Source organism: Actinobacillus suis ATCC 33415 (genome assembly GCF_000739435.1).
Classification (GTDB): Bacteria; Pseudomonadota; Gammaproteobacteria; order Enterobacterales; family Pasteurellaceae; genus Actinobacillus; species Actinobacillus suis.
In genome coordinates, this window is sequence record NZ_CP009159.1 from 1886910 (window position 1) to 1902482 (window position 15573).

A 15573-nucleotide genomic window follows, 5' to 3' on the forward strand; every position below is an offset into this window, starting at 1 on the left:
TATCTCTTAAAATTTTATGGGATTAACCAATCTCTATCAGGACGAGCTAACTGTCGTGCATTGTTATATGCCATATCTAGAGTTAAACAAGTGGCAGCTCTATAAGTAGCTTGATTGGAGCTTTCTACTACGATTGCTAAATCTGCTATTCCTGGTTTAGAAAGACATAAAGGTAATAATAATTGCACTTTATTTCTATAAAAATGGGGAATCGCTGTTTTATAATTACGTCTAACTCTTTCTTTTGCGTTATCAATAGCCCCTTTTAAAACAATTTGTAAAGTGTAGTCAGGCATTGAATAATAAGGTTCAGGGAAACGCTCTTTATTATCAGCAATAATATGTTCGATGTTAACAATTAACTCTTTTTTACAATCAAATACCAAATCAGAGGGATTATCAAAATAATGAGCCATATCAGGAAGAAGTGTAAATTTTTGCATTTCAAATTCCCCTTTTCTTTTCCAGCCATTAAAATACCAAGGGCTTAATTTATTTCCATTTTTAGGAGTGTTTCTATTAGTACTACAAAAAGCAAAAATAGGCTCTTGATTTGAAGTAACTAACCCAGTATTAAATGTCAAATATTGCCCATCAATAGAAATTTCCAATTTCCCTTCTTGAGCCAATTTTGTATATGTATATTGGATGTAATTATACAAAACTGGTAATTTTCTACTTGATTGAGTATTTTTGTAGTCCCAATCTTCATATTCCGCTAAAGTAGATAAATCTGTTAGTGATTTATCAATATCAGGAAAAAAGATTAAATCGTACAATTCATCGGGCCAAGTATTAGATGTCATAAATATTCCTCAAAAGTATTAATATTAAGTAATTGGCTTATGAAAACAATAATCTTGTTTTTTCTATCTGTGCTTTCAACTCAAACTCAGTCGGCAAATAAGGCAGATATTTCGCACTAAAAATTTGTTTGCGATCGGCTAATACCGAGTATTTTGCCACCGCCTCACTTTGTTCGCTACATAGCACTAAGCCAATAGTTGGATTGTCGTCTTCACCTTTAAATTGCTCATCATACAACCGCACATAGGTATCCATTTGCCCTATATCTTGATGTTTGAGCTTGCCGATTTTTAAGTCAATCAACAAAAAGCATTTGAGCTTGAAATTGTAAAATACTAAGTCGATATAAAAATCTTCATCATCAAATCGTAAACGTTTTTGGCGTTCAACAAAGGCAAACCCTTTACCAAGTTCTAACAAAAACTGTTGAAGGTTGCTGATTATCGCCTGCTCCATATCAGTTTCTTGATAGGTTTTATCCTGTAAATTCAAGAAATCTAAAATATATGGATCACGCAAGTAATCTTGGATAGTTTCTTTTAACGATTCAGTTTTCTCTGTTGCTTCTTGCTCAACAAGGGCTTTATTTTGACTTGCCAATAAGCGTTCGTAGTACAGCACAGAAATTTGGCGGTCTAAGGCACGAGCAGACCAGTTATTTTCTATCGCTTCTTTGATATACCAATCTCGAGCCTGTGGATTTTCTATCCGCATAAGTGAGCGGTAATGCGTCCAACTTAATTCGGTACGCAGTGCGTTCCGAATTGGAAATGTTAGGTAGAAAGAACGCATATTTCGTAAATTACGAACATCAAACCCTTTGCCATACATCGCTGTCAAACGTTCCGAAACATTCTGCAAAATCGCTTTGCCGTACTTCGCTCGTTCTTCGCCTTGCTGTTCATCTTCAACCAGTAACCGCCCAATTTCCCAATAACTCTGTACCATTGCTGTATTAACTGTTTGGCGAACTTGGCTTTTTGCCTGTTCGATAATTTGGGCAATGTTTTGAATTAAGTTGTCATTCGCTGTGATTTGCTTACTCATTCGTTTGCTCCACACACTTCCACTTAATCATCATCAGGCAACTGCCCCACATGGGCTTGCCACTCACAAGCGGTTATTTTTAAATCGGTAAACACCGCTTTAAATGAGGAATCTTCAGGGCTACATGCATAAACACCGAAGTGGATTTTCCCTGTGGCATTTGCCATATGGCAAATTCGCATTTGGCTGAAATTCATGCCGTCTGGCGAACATTCAATACGAAAATCTTGTCCCCTACGGCTAAGGCGATACCACATTGCTTTTACACTTGCGGGAATTTCTGTGGTTGCCCAATCGGAATAACCTTGATTGGTTACCACCGAACCTAAATGCTGAAAATCGCCATTTTCATATTCCACCGAGGCTTTGAGCCAATTTTCGCTATCGAGATACATCACCACACCGCATTGGTCAAAGCGGTGTTGGCTACCTGAAAAATCCGTTTTTACCACAAAAGAAAAGTACTGCTCTTCCGTGTCGATTTGTAGCATTGGGGCATTATCATTTTTGAAATGATAATAAGTTTTCTGCCACAAATCGGTGTGCGGTTCAGTGGTGATTTCGATTTTTTCTTCGGTAATGAAATAAGATTTCGGTTCATTCCACCACTTAAATCGACAATTCTTAAATTGCATTTTTAGGCTCATTTGCAAAATCTCCGAGAAATTTCACCGCTTGTAACGGTGCGTTAGCAACGCACCCTACATTTATTTTTTACAACCTGGAAAACCCAACGCCTCACGGCTTGCATAATACGCTTCTGCTACACCTTTAGTTAAGGTGCGAATGCGTAAGATATAACGTTGGCGTTCGGTTACCGAAATCGCTTTGCGAGCGTCTAGCATATTGAAGCTGTGTGCCGCTTTTAAAATGCGTTCGTAAGCTGGTAACGGTAGTGGTTTTTCTAATGCTAATAATTCAGTCGCTTCTTTTTCGTATTGCTCAAACGCTTTGAAGAGGAAATCCACATCTGCGTATTCAAAGTTGTAGGTTGATTGCTCCACTTCATTTTGGTGGAATACATCGCCATAGGTTGTTTTGCCTAATGGACCGTCTGACCACACGAGATCGTACACGCTGTCCACGCCTTGAATGTACATTGCTAAACGCTCCAAGCCGTAAGTGACTTCACCGGTTACTGGTTTACACTCTAAACCGCCCACTTGTTGGAAGTAAGTGAATTGGGTTACTTCCATACCGTTTAACCACACTTCCCAGCCTAAGCCCCACGCACCTAAGGTTGGGTTTTCCCAGTTGTCTTCCACGAAACGAATATCGTGTTGAGTCGGGTCGAAACCTAACATTTTAAGTGAGCCTAAATAGAGTTCTTGAATGTTATCCGGAGACGGTTTGATCACCACTTGGAATTGGTAGTAGTGTTGTAAACGGTTTGGGTTTTCGCCATAGCGACCGTCAGTCGGGCGGCGAGATGGTTGAACGTAAGCGAACGCCATTGGCTCAGGGCCTAAAGCACGGAGTGCGGTCATCGGGTGAGATGTACCTGCGCCCACTTCCATATCAAACGGCTGAACAATGGTGCAACCTACGTTTGCCCAATAATCTTGTAGGGCTAAAATCATACCTTGGAATGTTTTTACATTAAATTTTGTTGTCATTTTGCTATTCCTAAAAAATTCGTTCAAAAATACTGGTTATTATAGCCTGTAAGCGGTCGAATTTTGGAAATTTTTTGCAAATTTCTTTCCGAATAATAATAGTTATTATTTTATGACTTATATCAACATAGCCTTAGCCCTATTTTTGCTAGAATAGTTGAATAATTAAACATTATCCTCCGAGGTTTTCTATGAAATCTGTTTGGCTGCTTGGCGTAAGTTTGCTGACATTCTGTTCTGCAAGTTTCGCCCAAAATTCCACCGCTTACACACCCTCCGAATTAGCCCTTTTCGCTGACGAATCACTCAAGCAATCCATTGGACAGCTTGAAGCCGGTGTGCCGATTAAACTATTGCAATCCAAACAAGATTCCTCACAAATTGAGTTGGAAATGTGGCGTAAAACCAAAGGTTTCGGGCGCATTTGGTACAACCAATTTTCCAAACAAATTACCGATGCGGTAATGGATAAAGACTTTATGCAAAATAACCCTACGTTTGAAGTGCTTGAGAAGAAAGAAGATCCACTTACCGGTTTAGTGTGGCAGAAAATCAAATTACAAGCGTGGGTAAAAAATTCTAAATTTACCGATAGCCTGACTGATTTTTGGGCGAATGCGGAGCAAACCTTTAAGACCGAATGTAGCGTTTGCCACAAACAACGTGATACCAAAATGCACGATGCGAATGAATGGGTTGCCGTATTTAATGGTATGGTTGGCTTTACCGATATGGACGAGCCGACCCGTAAACAAGTGCTACGTTATTTGCAAATGCACGCCTCAGACAGCCAACCGAAAGCTGCTAAATAAGGAGTTTGTATGTCATCATCACTTTCAACTTCACGCCGTCAATTCTTAAAAAATATGTCGCTGATGGCGGCTTCTATGGCAATGCCGAATTTCCTTGTGCCAAGAGCAAATGCTGAGGCTGCACAAGCGGTCGAAAACGGTTGGAAAATTACCGGTGCGCAATGGGGCGCGGTACGAGCAAAAATTGAAAACGGTCGCATTGCCGAAATTAAGCCATTCGAGTTAGACAAACACCCGACCGAAATGATTAACGGTATTAAAGACTTGGTATACGGCGAAGCACGTATTCGTTATCCAATGGTGCGCTTGGATTGGCTCAAAAACCGTCACAACAGCAACAGAACACAACGTGGCGATAACCGTTTCGTACGTGTCAGTTGGGACGAAGCACTTGACCTGTTCTATGAAGAACTTGAGCGTATTCAGCAAAATTACGGCCCTTGGGCATTACATACCGCCAATGTCGGCTGGCGTTCTTCCGGTCAATTCCATAGCTGCGGTAACCATATGATCCGTGCCATTGCGATGCATGGCTCGAGTGTTGGCACGGTCGGTGATTACTCCACCGGTGCGGGACAAACCATTTTGCCTTATGTGCTAGGCTCAACCGAAGTGTATTCACAAGGGACATCGTGGGAAGTCATTCTTAAAGAAACCGAGAACTTAATTTTCTGGGCAAGCGATCCGGTCAAAAACTTACAAGTCGGCTGGAACTGCGAAACCCACGAATCTTACGGCTACTTAGAACAGCTTAAACAGAAAGTGGCGGAACAAAAAATCAATGTCATTAGCATTGATCCGGTGAAAAGCAAAACGCAAAACTTCCTTGGTTGTAAACAGCTTTATATCAATCCGCAAGCGGACGTGCCGTTTATGTTGGCGATTGCTCACACCTTGTATCGTGAGAATTTATACGATAAAGCGTTTATTGATATGTACACACTCGGTTTTGAGCAATTTGTGCCTTACTTACTCGGCGAAACCGAAGACAAAATTGAGAAAACTGCCGAATGGGCGGCACCGATTTGCGGTATTGAAGCGGAAGAAATCCGCAAATTTGCCCGTATGTTAGCCGGCAAACGTACCCAGTTGATTTTCGGTTGGGCGATTCAGCGCCAACAACACGGCGAACAGCCTTATTGGATGGGTGCGGTTTTAGCCGCAATGCTCGGACAAATCGGGCTTGCCGGCGGTGGTATCAGTTATGCACACCATTACAGTTCTATCGGTGTATCCAGTTCCGGTGCGGCAATGCCGGGTTCCTTCCCATCTAATTTGGACGAAGGGCAAACCGCTAAATATACTAATAAAGATTACCAAGGTTATAGTGAGGTGATTCCGGTTGCTCGTACTACCGATTCTTTACTTCACTCAGGCGAAACCATTGATTACAACGGCAGAAAAATTACCTATGCGCCGTATAAAATGGCGATTTTCTCCGGTTGTAACCAATGGAGCCGCCAATCCGATTTGAATAAGATGAAACGCGCCTTCCAAAAATTGGAAACCGTAGTGTCGATTAACTATAGCTGGACGGCAACTTGTCGTTTCTCCGATATTGTTTTACCGGCTTGTACGCCGTTTGAACGTAACGATATTGATGCCTACGGTTCTTATAGCAACCGAGGCGTTTTGGCGATGCAAAAATTGGTTGAGCCGTTATATGAATCCCGCCCTGATTTTGAAATTTTCAAAGACTTATGTCGCCGATTCGGCAAAGAAAAAGAATATTGCCGAGGCATGGACGAAATGGCGTGGTTAGAACGTTTATACAAAGATTGTCGCAATGAAAACCGTGGCAAATTTGCTATGCCGTCTTTCGCTGAATTTTGGCAAAAAGGTTATGTGCTGTTCCCAGAGGGCAAACCTTGGGTACGTCACGCCGATTTCCGTGAAGATCCGGAATTACACGCACTCGGCACACCTTCCGGCTTTATCGAAATCTTTAGCCGTAAAATTGCGAGTTTCGGCTATACCGACTGTAAAGGTCACCCGATGTGGTTTGAAAAAGCGGAACGTTCGCACGGTGGGCCGAAATCGGATAAATATCCGTTCTGGCTACAATCCGTGCATCCGGATAAACGCTTACATTCACAATTGTGTGAAGCCAAATCGTTACGTGAAACCTACAGCGTGCAAGGGCGAGAACCATTTTATATGAATCCGCAAGACGCAGAAAAATTAGGCATTAAAGACGGCGATTTAGTGCGTGTCTATAACGAACGCGGGCAAGTATTGGTTGGTGCGGTATTATCCGATAACTTCCCGAGTGGTGTCGTACGTTTACAAGAAGGAGCGTGGTTCTCACCGCTTGATGAAAGCGTGGGAGCGATTGATACTTACGGCTGCCCGAATACGCTAACACTGGATATTGGCGCTTCAAGCTTATCGCAAGCGACTTCTGTCAGTACCTGTTTAGTGAATGTGGAAAAATGGCAAGGCGATGCACCGGCAGCGAACGGTTTCAGCGGCCCGACAGAGGTAGCTCGTTAATGGCAACGCAATTACTCAGTTCGGAAGAACGACTATTTTGTTACCGTTGGTTCCATTCGTTACTTGCCAAAGAGCTATCGGAACCGCAGCTACACGCATTACAAGCGGGTCAATTTGCCTCATTTTTTGCATTTCTTGCCGAGCTTGGTTTTCAACCACAAGTTACCGACTTGCAAAATGAATTGGCAAAATTGACCGCTTACGATTCACCTCGCTTAGAACTGGCGGCGGATTTTGCGCAATGCTTTTTATTGGAGGGCAAATTAAGTGCGCTTCCGTACGCCTCTTACTATTTGGATGAACGAGATCTCAGTGAGAATCTTGCGGTAATGGATCAATGGCTAACGAAATTTCAGCTTAAAATCAATCGGTTACATAATGAACCGAGCGATCACCTCTGTATTTATTTAGAAGTGTTGATCAAACTGATTGAAACGAAACAGCCTAGCCAAATTCAGCAACAATTTATCCGACAACAATTACTCGGCTGGCTACCGCAATGGGCGGAGAAAACCGCCCAAATTCAGAGTAGTACCGTGTTTTATCAAGTAATTAGCAATTTGTTACTTGGTTTTCTACAACAAGATATTGCTTAACCACAAAGCTTAACGGGCGCTGATTTGGCGTCCGTTAAGCGGTCAAATTTCTATTGTTTTTTGCATAAGTAGCTGTGCAAATCGTACCGCTGCTTGCGAATCCGTATGTAGGTACAACGCCGGTTCGATCAATTCCAATTCATTCAGCAAAAATCGATCACCAATAATCGTACCGTCCACCCGTGCATAGCTTGGCATTTCAGGCAATCTCATCAAAACATCTCGTGCTTGTCGAACAATATTTTGTGGAGGAACTACCGGTAAGATTGCTACGCCGTAAGCTGAATTTGCCCGCCATTCGCCTTTGGGCGGTTGGCGTCTTACCGCATGGCTAAATTCACCGGCAAAGAAAATCAAACTGGTTTCGCCATTCTCCGCCACTTCCTTAATATAGGGTTGTAACACGATTTGTTGTCCTAAATAGGGGCTAAAATCCGGGATCGGTTGATCCGCTTGCCATTTGATGACCGCATTACCACTCTGTCCGATCGCCGGTTTGCTCACCACAGCTTGTCCGTTTTGGTGGTACGGCTGACAAGCGGTCTGAATTTGGTCGAGATCCGCCAATAATAGTTGGCTTGGAATCACATCTACACCCATTTGTTGTAAATCCAGTAAATAGCTTTTGTGCATATTCCAATCCATTAACTGAACGGGATTTGCAAATTTTTGCCCGAATTCGACCGCTTGTTGCAGCCATTGGCGGAAGCATTCCGGCTGTTGGGCGTAGTCCCACGCACAAAGCGGTAAAATAACATCAGCTTGCGGCTGATTTTGCCAGCAATCCACTTTGACTTGCAGTCCGTTAGCTTGTAATAAGCGAATCAGCGGTTGTAAATTATCAGGAAGATTGGGGTAAGTTTGGCAGGTAGTAATGGCTATCGAATGTGACATAATCGGCTCAAAAAAGGCAAGTGAGCCAAAGCCCACTTGCCATTAAATTGAATGGTTATTTTAACTTAATAAAAAATGTGCCTTGTGGTACAACTGGCAAATATTGGCGGTGGAAATCCAAATAGGTTTTCTCCGGATCAATATCTTTAAACTGTTCCGGGTAAAGCGTTTTTGCCATAAATTGTGCGCTGGCTAAGTCGGTAATCGAGCGAGATGCTGTGTGATAAATGCCGTACACATTGCCTTTTTTCACCGCCGGTACGTTCGACCAACCGGCACGCTGAGTAAAACCGGCAAGACGTTTTTGTGCATCCGCTTCACTGATATTAATCCCCATCGCCATAATTTCGGCATTTTTATCAGTACCCATTTCCGTACCGGAAATAATCACCACCTCCGGATTAGACGCTAAGAATTGCTCCGGATTAATCGGTCCCCAGTTTTCAATAAACGGTGCGGCAATATTGTCACCTCCGACTGTATTCGCAATCGCTCCCCACATATTTTTACCGAAAGTGAAGCTATATTCCGCCGGACCTTTGTTGCCAAATTCAACGTAAATTTTTGGTGGTTTTTGACCGCTTGCCGCCACACGTTTTTGAATCTCTTTGATACCTTGTTCATATTCGCTGGCGATCTGATTTGCACGTGTTTCTGTGCCGGCTAGTTGTCCGAAAAGTTGGATACTTTTCGTATGTTTCTCTACGGTTTGCGCATTGAAATCCACCACAACAATCGGAATACCCGCCTGTTCGATACGAGGAATATCAGCGGCGATCGTTTGATATTGCCAATCGGCTAACACCAATACATCCGGTTTTAACGCTAAGGTTTTTTCCAACGAGAACGTTCCGGTATTGATATTACCGATATCCGCCATTTCCGCTAAATTCGGTAACGCTTTACTAAATAAAGCCCAGCTACCGGGGTTAAATTTTTCCCAAAACTCACGTGAAATGCCGACAACATTTTTAAAATTCTCCGAACCGGTTGCAGCAATATAATCCGGATAATAAAAACCAAGCACAATACGTTTCGCCGGTACATCAACTTTCACTTGGCGCTCCAATACGTCTTGTAACACTTTTACTTCCGCTTGCACCGAAACGCCGGCAAATAGTAATGTGCTTGCAATAAGATGTTTAAAATACTGCTTTTTCATTGTCATCCTTATTTCACTTGCTCGAGATATTCGAATAAACGGCCTTTATGCTCTGTGGTACGCTTTTCAATTTTTTCAACTTCTTTGGTCGCATTTTCTAAATTAGTCGGTTTGCCTACTTGGATAATACCGCTCATATTCATCATACGATGTGGAGGGCAAACATATACGTAAACCCCTTCGTGAGTAAGCGTTAAGCTAAATTGTTCATCTTCTTTCGAGAGGAATTTCTCTGCGCCTTCCGGTACCGCTTTACTTTGTACCCAATGCCCTTTATTCGTCGGCACGAAAGTCACCGTATCACCGACTTCCGCTTTCACAAAACCCGGTTCAAACACCATACCGCCGTCTTTACCGTTATCTAACATTTTAACTTCGTGATCTGCAGCCAACACAGCGCCTGAAAAAGCGAGTAAGGTTGCTAATAATACTTTTTTCATTTTTTACTCCTAATGCGCATGACGTAACGGACGAATCACCGGTTGTCCGGTACTGTCATATAAAATTTCAATCTCAACGTTATACAACTGACGAATAAGATCAGCCTGTAACACTTGTTTTGCGTCACCGAAAGCTTGTAATTTACCGTTACCCAATAAAATCACCTGATCAGAAAATTGAGCGGCAAGGCTCAGGTCATGCAATACCATGATCGTAATCAGATTATTTTGTTGCGTATATTGGCAAACGTGTTCCAATAAATTGATTTGGTGGTGCATATCCAACGCACTGACCGGTTCATCCAATAATAAGATTTCCGGCTGACGCAATAATACTTGGGCAAACATTACCATTTGTCGTTGTCCGCCACTGAGCTGCATGACATCTTGGTGAGCAAGATGTGCAATACCGAGTTTCTGCATAATGGTGGCGACTTCGGTCAACAACTCGTCACTCACGTGCATATTTAATGCTTCCATTCTGCCGAGTAAAATCACTTCTAATGCGGTCAACGATGCGTCAACTTGTGTATCTTGCGGCATATAGCCGATACGTTTACGCCATGCCGAAATAGCTCGTTTATTCAGTATCTGATCCGCATAATGAATTTGCCCTTTACAACCGATTTCACCAAAAATCGTTTTTAATAGTGAGGATTTGCCCGCCCCGTTTGGACCTAATACCGTATAGACTTTACCCCTTTCGAGCGATAAATCTAATTGGTCGGCAATAACAAGCGAGCCTCGCTTAATATGTACATTTGCAAGTTTTAACATAAATTCTACCGCTTGTTATCTCTTAGTAAGCACAATCCAAAAGAAGAAAGGCACGCCAACAAATGAGGTAATAATCCCCACCGGAAACAATGCGCCGGGTACAATCACTTTGGATAATACCGATGCAACCGATAAAAATGCTGCGCCGATAAGCATTGCACCGGGTAGGAAAAAGCGTTGATCTTCGCCCAATAACATCCGCGCCACGTGCGGTGCGACCAAACCGATAAAACCGATAATCCCAACAAAGCTAATTGCAGTGGCAGTCATAATTGCCACTAAAACTAACGTTTTTAAACGCAAGCGTTGCAGATTTATCCCTAGGCTCAGTGCTCGTGCCTCACCTAAACGTAAAGCGGTCAATTTCCATAAATCTTTTGCCAGTAAGCTAACGCACACAATGGTAACCACAGTTGCAATCGAGAGGTTTTCCCAAGTCGCTTTGGTTAAACTACCGAATAACCAAAACAGAATTTGTTGCGAAATTTCCGGAGCCGCAATAAATTGAATCAACGATAGCAGTGATTGGAATAAAAACAATAACGCAATACCGACTAATACCAACATCGCCGAACTAAAACGGCGCATTGAAGCAAACACAAACAAAATACCGGATGCCAACATGGTCATCACAAAGGCACCTAATGGCACGGCAAACGCCGAAGGCAAGCCGAAACCGCCAAACGCAATTACTGTTGAAGCGCCTAAACCGGCCGCTGCGGCTAAACCTAAGGTATAAGGGCTTGCCATCGGGTTATTCAACAAGGTTTGAATCTCCGCACCGCCAACGCCTAATGCCGCCCCAACGACCAACGCCATTAATGCCATGGGTAAACGTAAGTCATAAACGATAACGTTCGTGGTGGTTTCTACATCTTCAAAACGTAATAACGCTTTTACCACTTCATCCAATGGCAACATCGAAGGACCGGTTACAATATCAAATACCAAACCGATTAAACTGATTGCAAGGAAAGTAAGAACGATAAACCAACGCTTGCGTTCCAGCTTGCGTTGGTTTTGAACGATCTTTTCAATCGTTATCTGACTCATGACTATTTACTCTCTGGATAGAGGTAGAAAGTCCCTTGCGGCACGATAGGTAAGTTTTTACGGTAAAACTCTTGATAAGTTTTAGTCGGGTCTAAATCTTTGAATAGTTCCGGATAAATTGCTTTCGCCACAAATTGAATTGAAGCACTATCGGAAAGTGTACGAGAATTAGCATGATATACACCGTATAAACGCTGATTTTTAATTGCCGGCAATTCAGACCAACCTGGGCGTTTTGCAAAGCCGGCTAAGCGTTTTTGCGCTTCTTGTTTATCAATATTAAAGCCTGCCACCATTGCTTCAGGATTTTTCTTCAACTCGGTTTCGCGTCCGGAAATAATCACTACATCCGGTTTAGCCGCTACCACTAATTCAGGATTAATCGGGCTGTAAAATTCCACCGCATTTTTTGCAATATTTTCCGCACCGACTAAATCAATCATTGCGCCCCACATACTTTTACCGAACGTAAAACTATGCTCCGCCGGCCCTTTATTACCGAATTCAACATACACTTTCGGTTTCGGTAAATTTGCCTTCGCTACACGCTCTTGAATATCTTTCACAATCGCTTTGTATTCATCATTTAACTGTTTTGCTTTAGCTTCTTGCCCAGTTAATTGACCGATAATCTCGGTAGATTTAACGTGTTTATCAACCGTTTGTGCTAAATAGTCCACCACTACGACCGGAATTCCTGCCGTTTCTAACGGTTCTAAATCAGAATCTAACGCTTTAAATTGCCAATCCGCCATCAGCACGAAATCCGGTTTAAGCGCTAAAATTTTCTCGATCGAGAAAGTCCCGACTTCCACTTCACCGATATCTTCCAACTGATTTAGTTTCGGTACCGCTTTGCTAAATTCCGCCCAACTTGCCGGCGCCCAATCAGACCAAACCGCTTTAGAAAAGCCAACCACATTATCTAACGCCTTTTCACCACCGACCGCCATATAATCTTGATAGTTAAATGCGAGTACCACTCGTTTAGCCGGCAACTCAACCGTCACTTTACGCTCAAGTATATCGGTAATTTCAGTTGGCTTCGCATTAGCCAATCCGGATAATGCAGATAATGTTGCCAATGCAACTGCTGTTAATTTTATTGCTCGTAACATAAACACACACCTTATAAATAAAAAATTAAACTAAATCATTCTTTCTATATTTATTTTAATATATTTCCACCAAATGAAAATCATTACTAATTGTCTTTAATCAAATTTTGTGAGCTTTATCACAAAAGTAAAACATTTTCCTCACTAATTAGCTGACATAGTGCAAGAAATTCAAACATTTATCAGGTAGAATAGTTTCAATCAAAGAGAAAAGACATGAGGAGCATCTATGAACATTCCATTCTGCTTACCTGAAAATATTAGCCCGGAAACTTTCTTACGTGATTATTGGCAAAAACGACCGCTGTTAATCCGTAACGGCTTACCACAAATTGTCGGATTATTCGAGCCGGAAGATATTATGGAGTTAGCGTTAGAAGAGGAAATCACTGCTCGCTTAATCAAATGTGAAAATGAGCAATGGTCGGTAAAAACCAGCCCATTTACGGAAAGTGATTTACAAGATCTGCCGGCTCAATTCTCTGTAATGGTACAAAACTTGGAACAATGGTCACCGGAACTTGGTGCATTGTGGCAAGCGTTTAGCTTCTTACCGCAATGGCAACGTGACGACATTATGGTCTCTTGTTCGCCTAAAGGCGGTACGGTCGGTAAGCATTATGATGAATACGATGTTTTTCTCGTGCAAGGTTACGGTCAGCGCCGTTGGCAACTCGGAAAATGGTGCGATCCATCTACAGAATTTAAACCGAACCAACCTATCCGTATTTTCGATGATATGGGCGAATTAGTGTTAGATGAAGTGATGAATCCGGGTGATGTACTTTATGTACCTTCTCGTATGGCTCACTATGGCGTATCCGAAACCGAAGGGCTAACATTCTCATTCGGCTTACGCTACCCGAATGCAGCGGATTTACTCGAGAACTTCTGCAAAACCTTAGAACACCATTCGGAAGTGATTGCCGGTTCGGAATTTAATATCCCGTTCCGCCTTGCACCACATGAACAACCAAATGCATTACTTGATCCGAAAATGGTAAAAGTACTAAAACATCAATTAATCGACTTATTACAAAACTCTGATCAATTTGATGAAATCTTTACTCACAGTGTTGCTACTGCGGTAAGTTCTCGTCGTTACGATTTACTACAAACGGATAACGAATACTATCCAGATGAAGTACAAGGTATTTTGGAAGAAGGCGGCTGGATTCAACAAGACGCGAATGTCAAAATGCTTTATACCGAAAATCCGCAACGTATTTATGTAAACGGTGAGTGGATTGACGAGCTAAATGAAGCAGAACAAAATCTATTAATTCGTATTGCCAACGGTGATGCAATCTCTTGGAACAAGCTAGCGTCAAAAGTGAAAAACCAAGAAGAGCTTGAGTTATTATTAGATACTATTTGTGATTGGCTCGATAGCGGTTGGGTAATTTTAGAAGAATCGGAATAAACCATTCATTTCATTTTTAGTAATCAGTAAAGGCGGGTAGATACCTGCCTTTATTTTTACAAGCGGTCTGATTTCCACAAACTTTTGCAAAAGATTAGCTAAAATTGACCGCTTGTTGCATTACGTACATAAAAGAAAAGGCTTGGGTCTCCCCCAAGCCTTTTTATCTTTCGCATTAAGCGTGTGCGAATTATTCGCCAAGACGCTCTTTGATACGTGCAGATTTACCTGAACGCTCACGTAAGTAGTAAAGTTTAGCTTTACGTACCGCACCTTTACGTTTAACAGAGATGCTGTCAATTACTGGTGAGTGAGTTTGGAATACACGTTCAACGCCTACGCCGTTTGATACTTTACGTAGAGTGAATGCAGAGTGCAAGCCACGGTTACGAATTGCAATAACCACGCCTTCGAACGCTTGCAAACGTCTTTTACTACCTTCTACTACCCATACCTTAACTTCTAATGTGTCACCTGGACGGAAGCTAGGTACGTTTTGTTTTAACTGTTCTTGTTCGATTTGTTTGATGATGTTACTCATTTTAAAAACCTTCTAAATCCTAGAATTAACTGATTTTGTGTTGTTTCTTAATTTTAGCCAACAACACGCGTTGTTCGTCAGTCAGAGCTAGGCTATCCAATAGCTCAGGGCGTCTTAACCACGTACGTTCAAGCGATTGTTCTAATCGCCATTTACGAATATTTTCGTGGTGACCCGACATCAGCACTTCAGGAACAGGAATACCGTCTAACATTTCCGGACGAGTGTAATGCGGACAATCCAATAAACCTGTCGCAAATGAATCTTCATCTGCAGAGGCCTGTTTGCCTAACACTCCGGGTACAAATCTCGCAACAGCGTCAATTAACGTCATTGCAGGCAATTCGCCCCCTGTAAGCACATAATCACCAATTGACCATTCTTCATCAACTTCAGTTTGAATCAATCGTTCATCAACCCCTTCATATCGTCCACAAATTAAAATTAGTTTCTGATTTGAAGCCAGTGTTTTCACACCTTGTTGATCCAGCTTACGCCCTTGTGGTGAGAGATAAATAACTTTTGCCTCTACACCGTCTTCTGCTTTTGCTGCTTGCTTCGCTGCATGAATCGCATCACGCAAAGGTTGCACCATCATTAACATTCCAGGTCCACCGCCATAAGGGCGGTCATCAACCGTTTTATGTTTATCAAAAGTGAAATCACGAGGATTCCAACATTGAAGTTGCAGAAGTTCTTGTTTTACCGCACGTCCTGTCACCCCAAAATCGGTAATTGCTTTAAACATTTCAGGGAACAGTGAAATGATACCAATCCACATAATTTATCCTCAA

16 protein-coding genes are annotated in these 15573 nt (G+C 42.2%); 4 read left to right on the plus strand and 12 right to left on the minus strand.

Annotated elements, in window-relative coordinates; all coding sequences use genetic code 11:
* Positions 1–14: 14 nt before the first annotated feature.
* The 4 genes from ASU1_RS08575 to glyQ all read right to left on the minus strand — a co-directional run bounded on the left by ASU1_RS08575 (position 15) and on the right by glyQ (position 3470).
* The gene (locus ASU1_RS08575; protein ID WP_014992343.1) at positions 15–806 is read right to left on the minus strand and encodes a DUF3825 domain-containing protein; all 792 of its coding nucleotides are present in this window, start codon (positions 804–806) and stop codon (positions 15–17) included.
* A gap of 37 nt (positions 807–843) precedes the next feature.
* On the minus strand, positions 844–1854 hold the full coding sequence (locus ASU1_RS08580; RefSeq protein WP_014992344.1) for a PDDEXK nuclease domain-containing protein: 1011 nt from the start codon (positions 1852–1854) through the stop codon (positions 844–846).
* A gap of 23 nt (positions 1855–1877) precedes the next feature.
* On the minus strand, positions 1878–2489 hold the full coding sequence (locus tag ASU1_RS08585; RefSeq protein ID WP_014992345.1) for a DUF1349 domain-containing protein: 612 nt from the start codon (positions 2487–2489) through the stop codon (positions 1878–1880).
* Positions 2490–2561: 72 nt separating this feature from the next.
* Positions 2562–3470 (minus strand): glycine--tRNA ligase subunit alpha, encoded by a 909-nt coding sequence (gene glyQ, locus ASU1_RS08590; protein ID WP_014992346.1) that lies wholly within the window; start codon positions 3468–3470, stop codon positions 2562–2564.
* 191 nt (positions 3471–3661) lie between these two features.
* Here glyQ and ASU1_RS08595 point away from each other — a divergent pair, with 191 nt between their 5' ends.
* Genes ASU1_RS08595 through torD form a run of 3 tightly spaced genes read left to right on the plus strand, consistent with a single transcriptional unit; the run spans position 3662 to position 7371 of the window.
* Positions 3662–4282, plus strand: a complete 621-nt coding sequence (locus ASU1_RS08595; RefSeq protein ID WP_014992347.1) for a hypothetical protein — start codon at positions 3662–3664, stop codon at positions 4280–4282.
* A gap of 9 nt (positions 4283–4291) precedes the next feature.
* Positions 4292–6775: a trimethylamine-N-oxide reductase TorA gene (gene torA, locus ASU1_RS08600; RefSeq protein WP_014992348.1), complete on the plus strand. Its 2484-nt coding sequence runs from the start codon at positions 4292–4294 to the stop codon at positions 6773–6775.
* The gene (gene torD, locus ASU1_RS08605) at positions 6775–7371 is read left to right on the plus strand and encodes a molecular chaperone TorD (protein WP_014992349.1); all 597 of its coding nucleotides are present in this window, start codon (positions 6775–6777) and stop codon (positions 7369–7371) included. The genes torA and torD overlap by 1 nt, the downstream gene beginning before the upstream one ends.
* A 42-nt stretch (positions 7372–7413) precedes the next feature.
* Here the strand turns inward: torD and ASU1_RS08610 are convergent, their stop codons facing one another.
* From ASU1_RS08610 to ASU1_RS08635, 6 genes are read right to left on the minus strand one after another with little or no spacing between them, the layout of a single operon-like run.
* Positions 7414–8265, minus strand: coding sequence for an ATP-grasp domain-containing protein (locus ASU1_RS08610; RefSeq protein WP_039195786.1), 852 nt, complete (start codon positions 8263–8265; stop codon positions 7414–7416).
* A 55-nt stretch (positions 8266–8320) separates the two neighbouring features.
* Entirely contained in the window at positions 8321–9427 is a 1107-nt protein-coding gene (locus tag ASU1_RS08615; protein WP_039195408.1) for an ABC transporter substrate-binding protein, read from the minus strand.
* A gap of 8 nt (positions 9428–9435) precedes the next feature.
* Positions 9436–9867 carry a pseudoazurin gene (locus ASU1_RS08620; RefSeq protein ID WP_014992352.1) on the minus strand — a complete coding sequence of 144 codons (432 nt, stop codon included), beginning with the start codon at positions 9865–9867 and terminating at the stop codon, positions 9436–9438.
* Between the two features lie 9 nt (positions 9868–9876).
* Positions 9877–10644, minus strand: coding sequence for an ABC transporter ATP-binding protein (locus ASU1_RS08625; protein ID WP_014992353.1), 768 nt, complete (start codon positions 10642–10644; stop codon positions 9877–9879).
* Positions 10645–10659: 15 nt separating this feature from the next.
* Entirely contained in the window at positions 10660–11697 is a 1038-nt protein-coding gene (locus tag ASU1_RS08630) for a FecCD family ABC transporter permease (RefSeq protein ID WP_014992354.1), read from the minus strand.
* 2 nt (positions 11698–11699) lie between these two features.
* A complete protein-coding gene (locus tag ASU1_RS08635) occupies positions 11700–12815 on the minus strand; it encodes an ABC transporter substrate-binding protein (RefSeq protein WP_014992355.1) in 1116 nt (371 codons plus the stop codon).
* Between the two features lie 229 nt (positions 12816–13044).
* Here ASU1_RS08635 and ASU1_RS08640 point away from each other — a divergent pair, with 229 nt between their 5' ends.
* Complete coding sequence (locus ASU1_RS08640; RefSeq protein WP_014992356.1) at positions 13045–14238, plus strand: ribosomal protein uL16 3-hydroxylase; 1194 nt, start codon at positions 13045–13047, stop codon at positions 14236–14238.
* Between the two features lie 190 nt (positions 14239–14428).
* On the opposite strand, the gene rplS is transcribed toward ASU1_RS08640, so the two are convergent.
* Positions 14429–14779 (minus strand): 50S ribosomal protein L19, encoded by a 351-nt coding sequence (rplS, locus tag ASU1_RS08645; RefSeq protein WP_014992357.1) that lies wholly within the window; start codon positions 14777–14779, stop codon positions 14429–14431.
* A 25-nt stretch (positions 14780–14804) separates the two neighbouring features.
* Positions 14805–15560 carry a tRNA (guanosine(37)-N1)-methyltransferase TrmD gene (gene trmD / locus ASU1_RS08650; protein ID WP_014992358.1) on the minus strand — a complete coding sequence of 252 codons (756 nt, stop codon included), beginning with the start codon at positions 15558–15560 and terminating at the stop codon, positions 14805–14807.
* Positions 15561–15573: the final 13 nt, after the last annotated feature.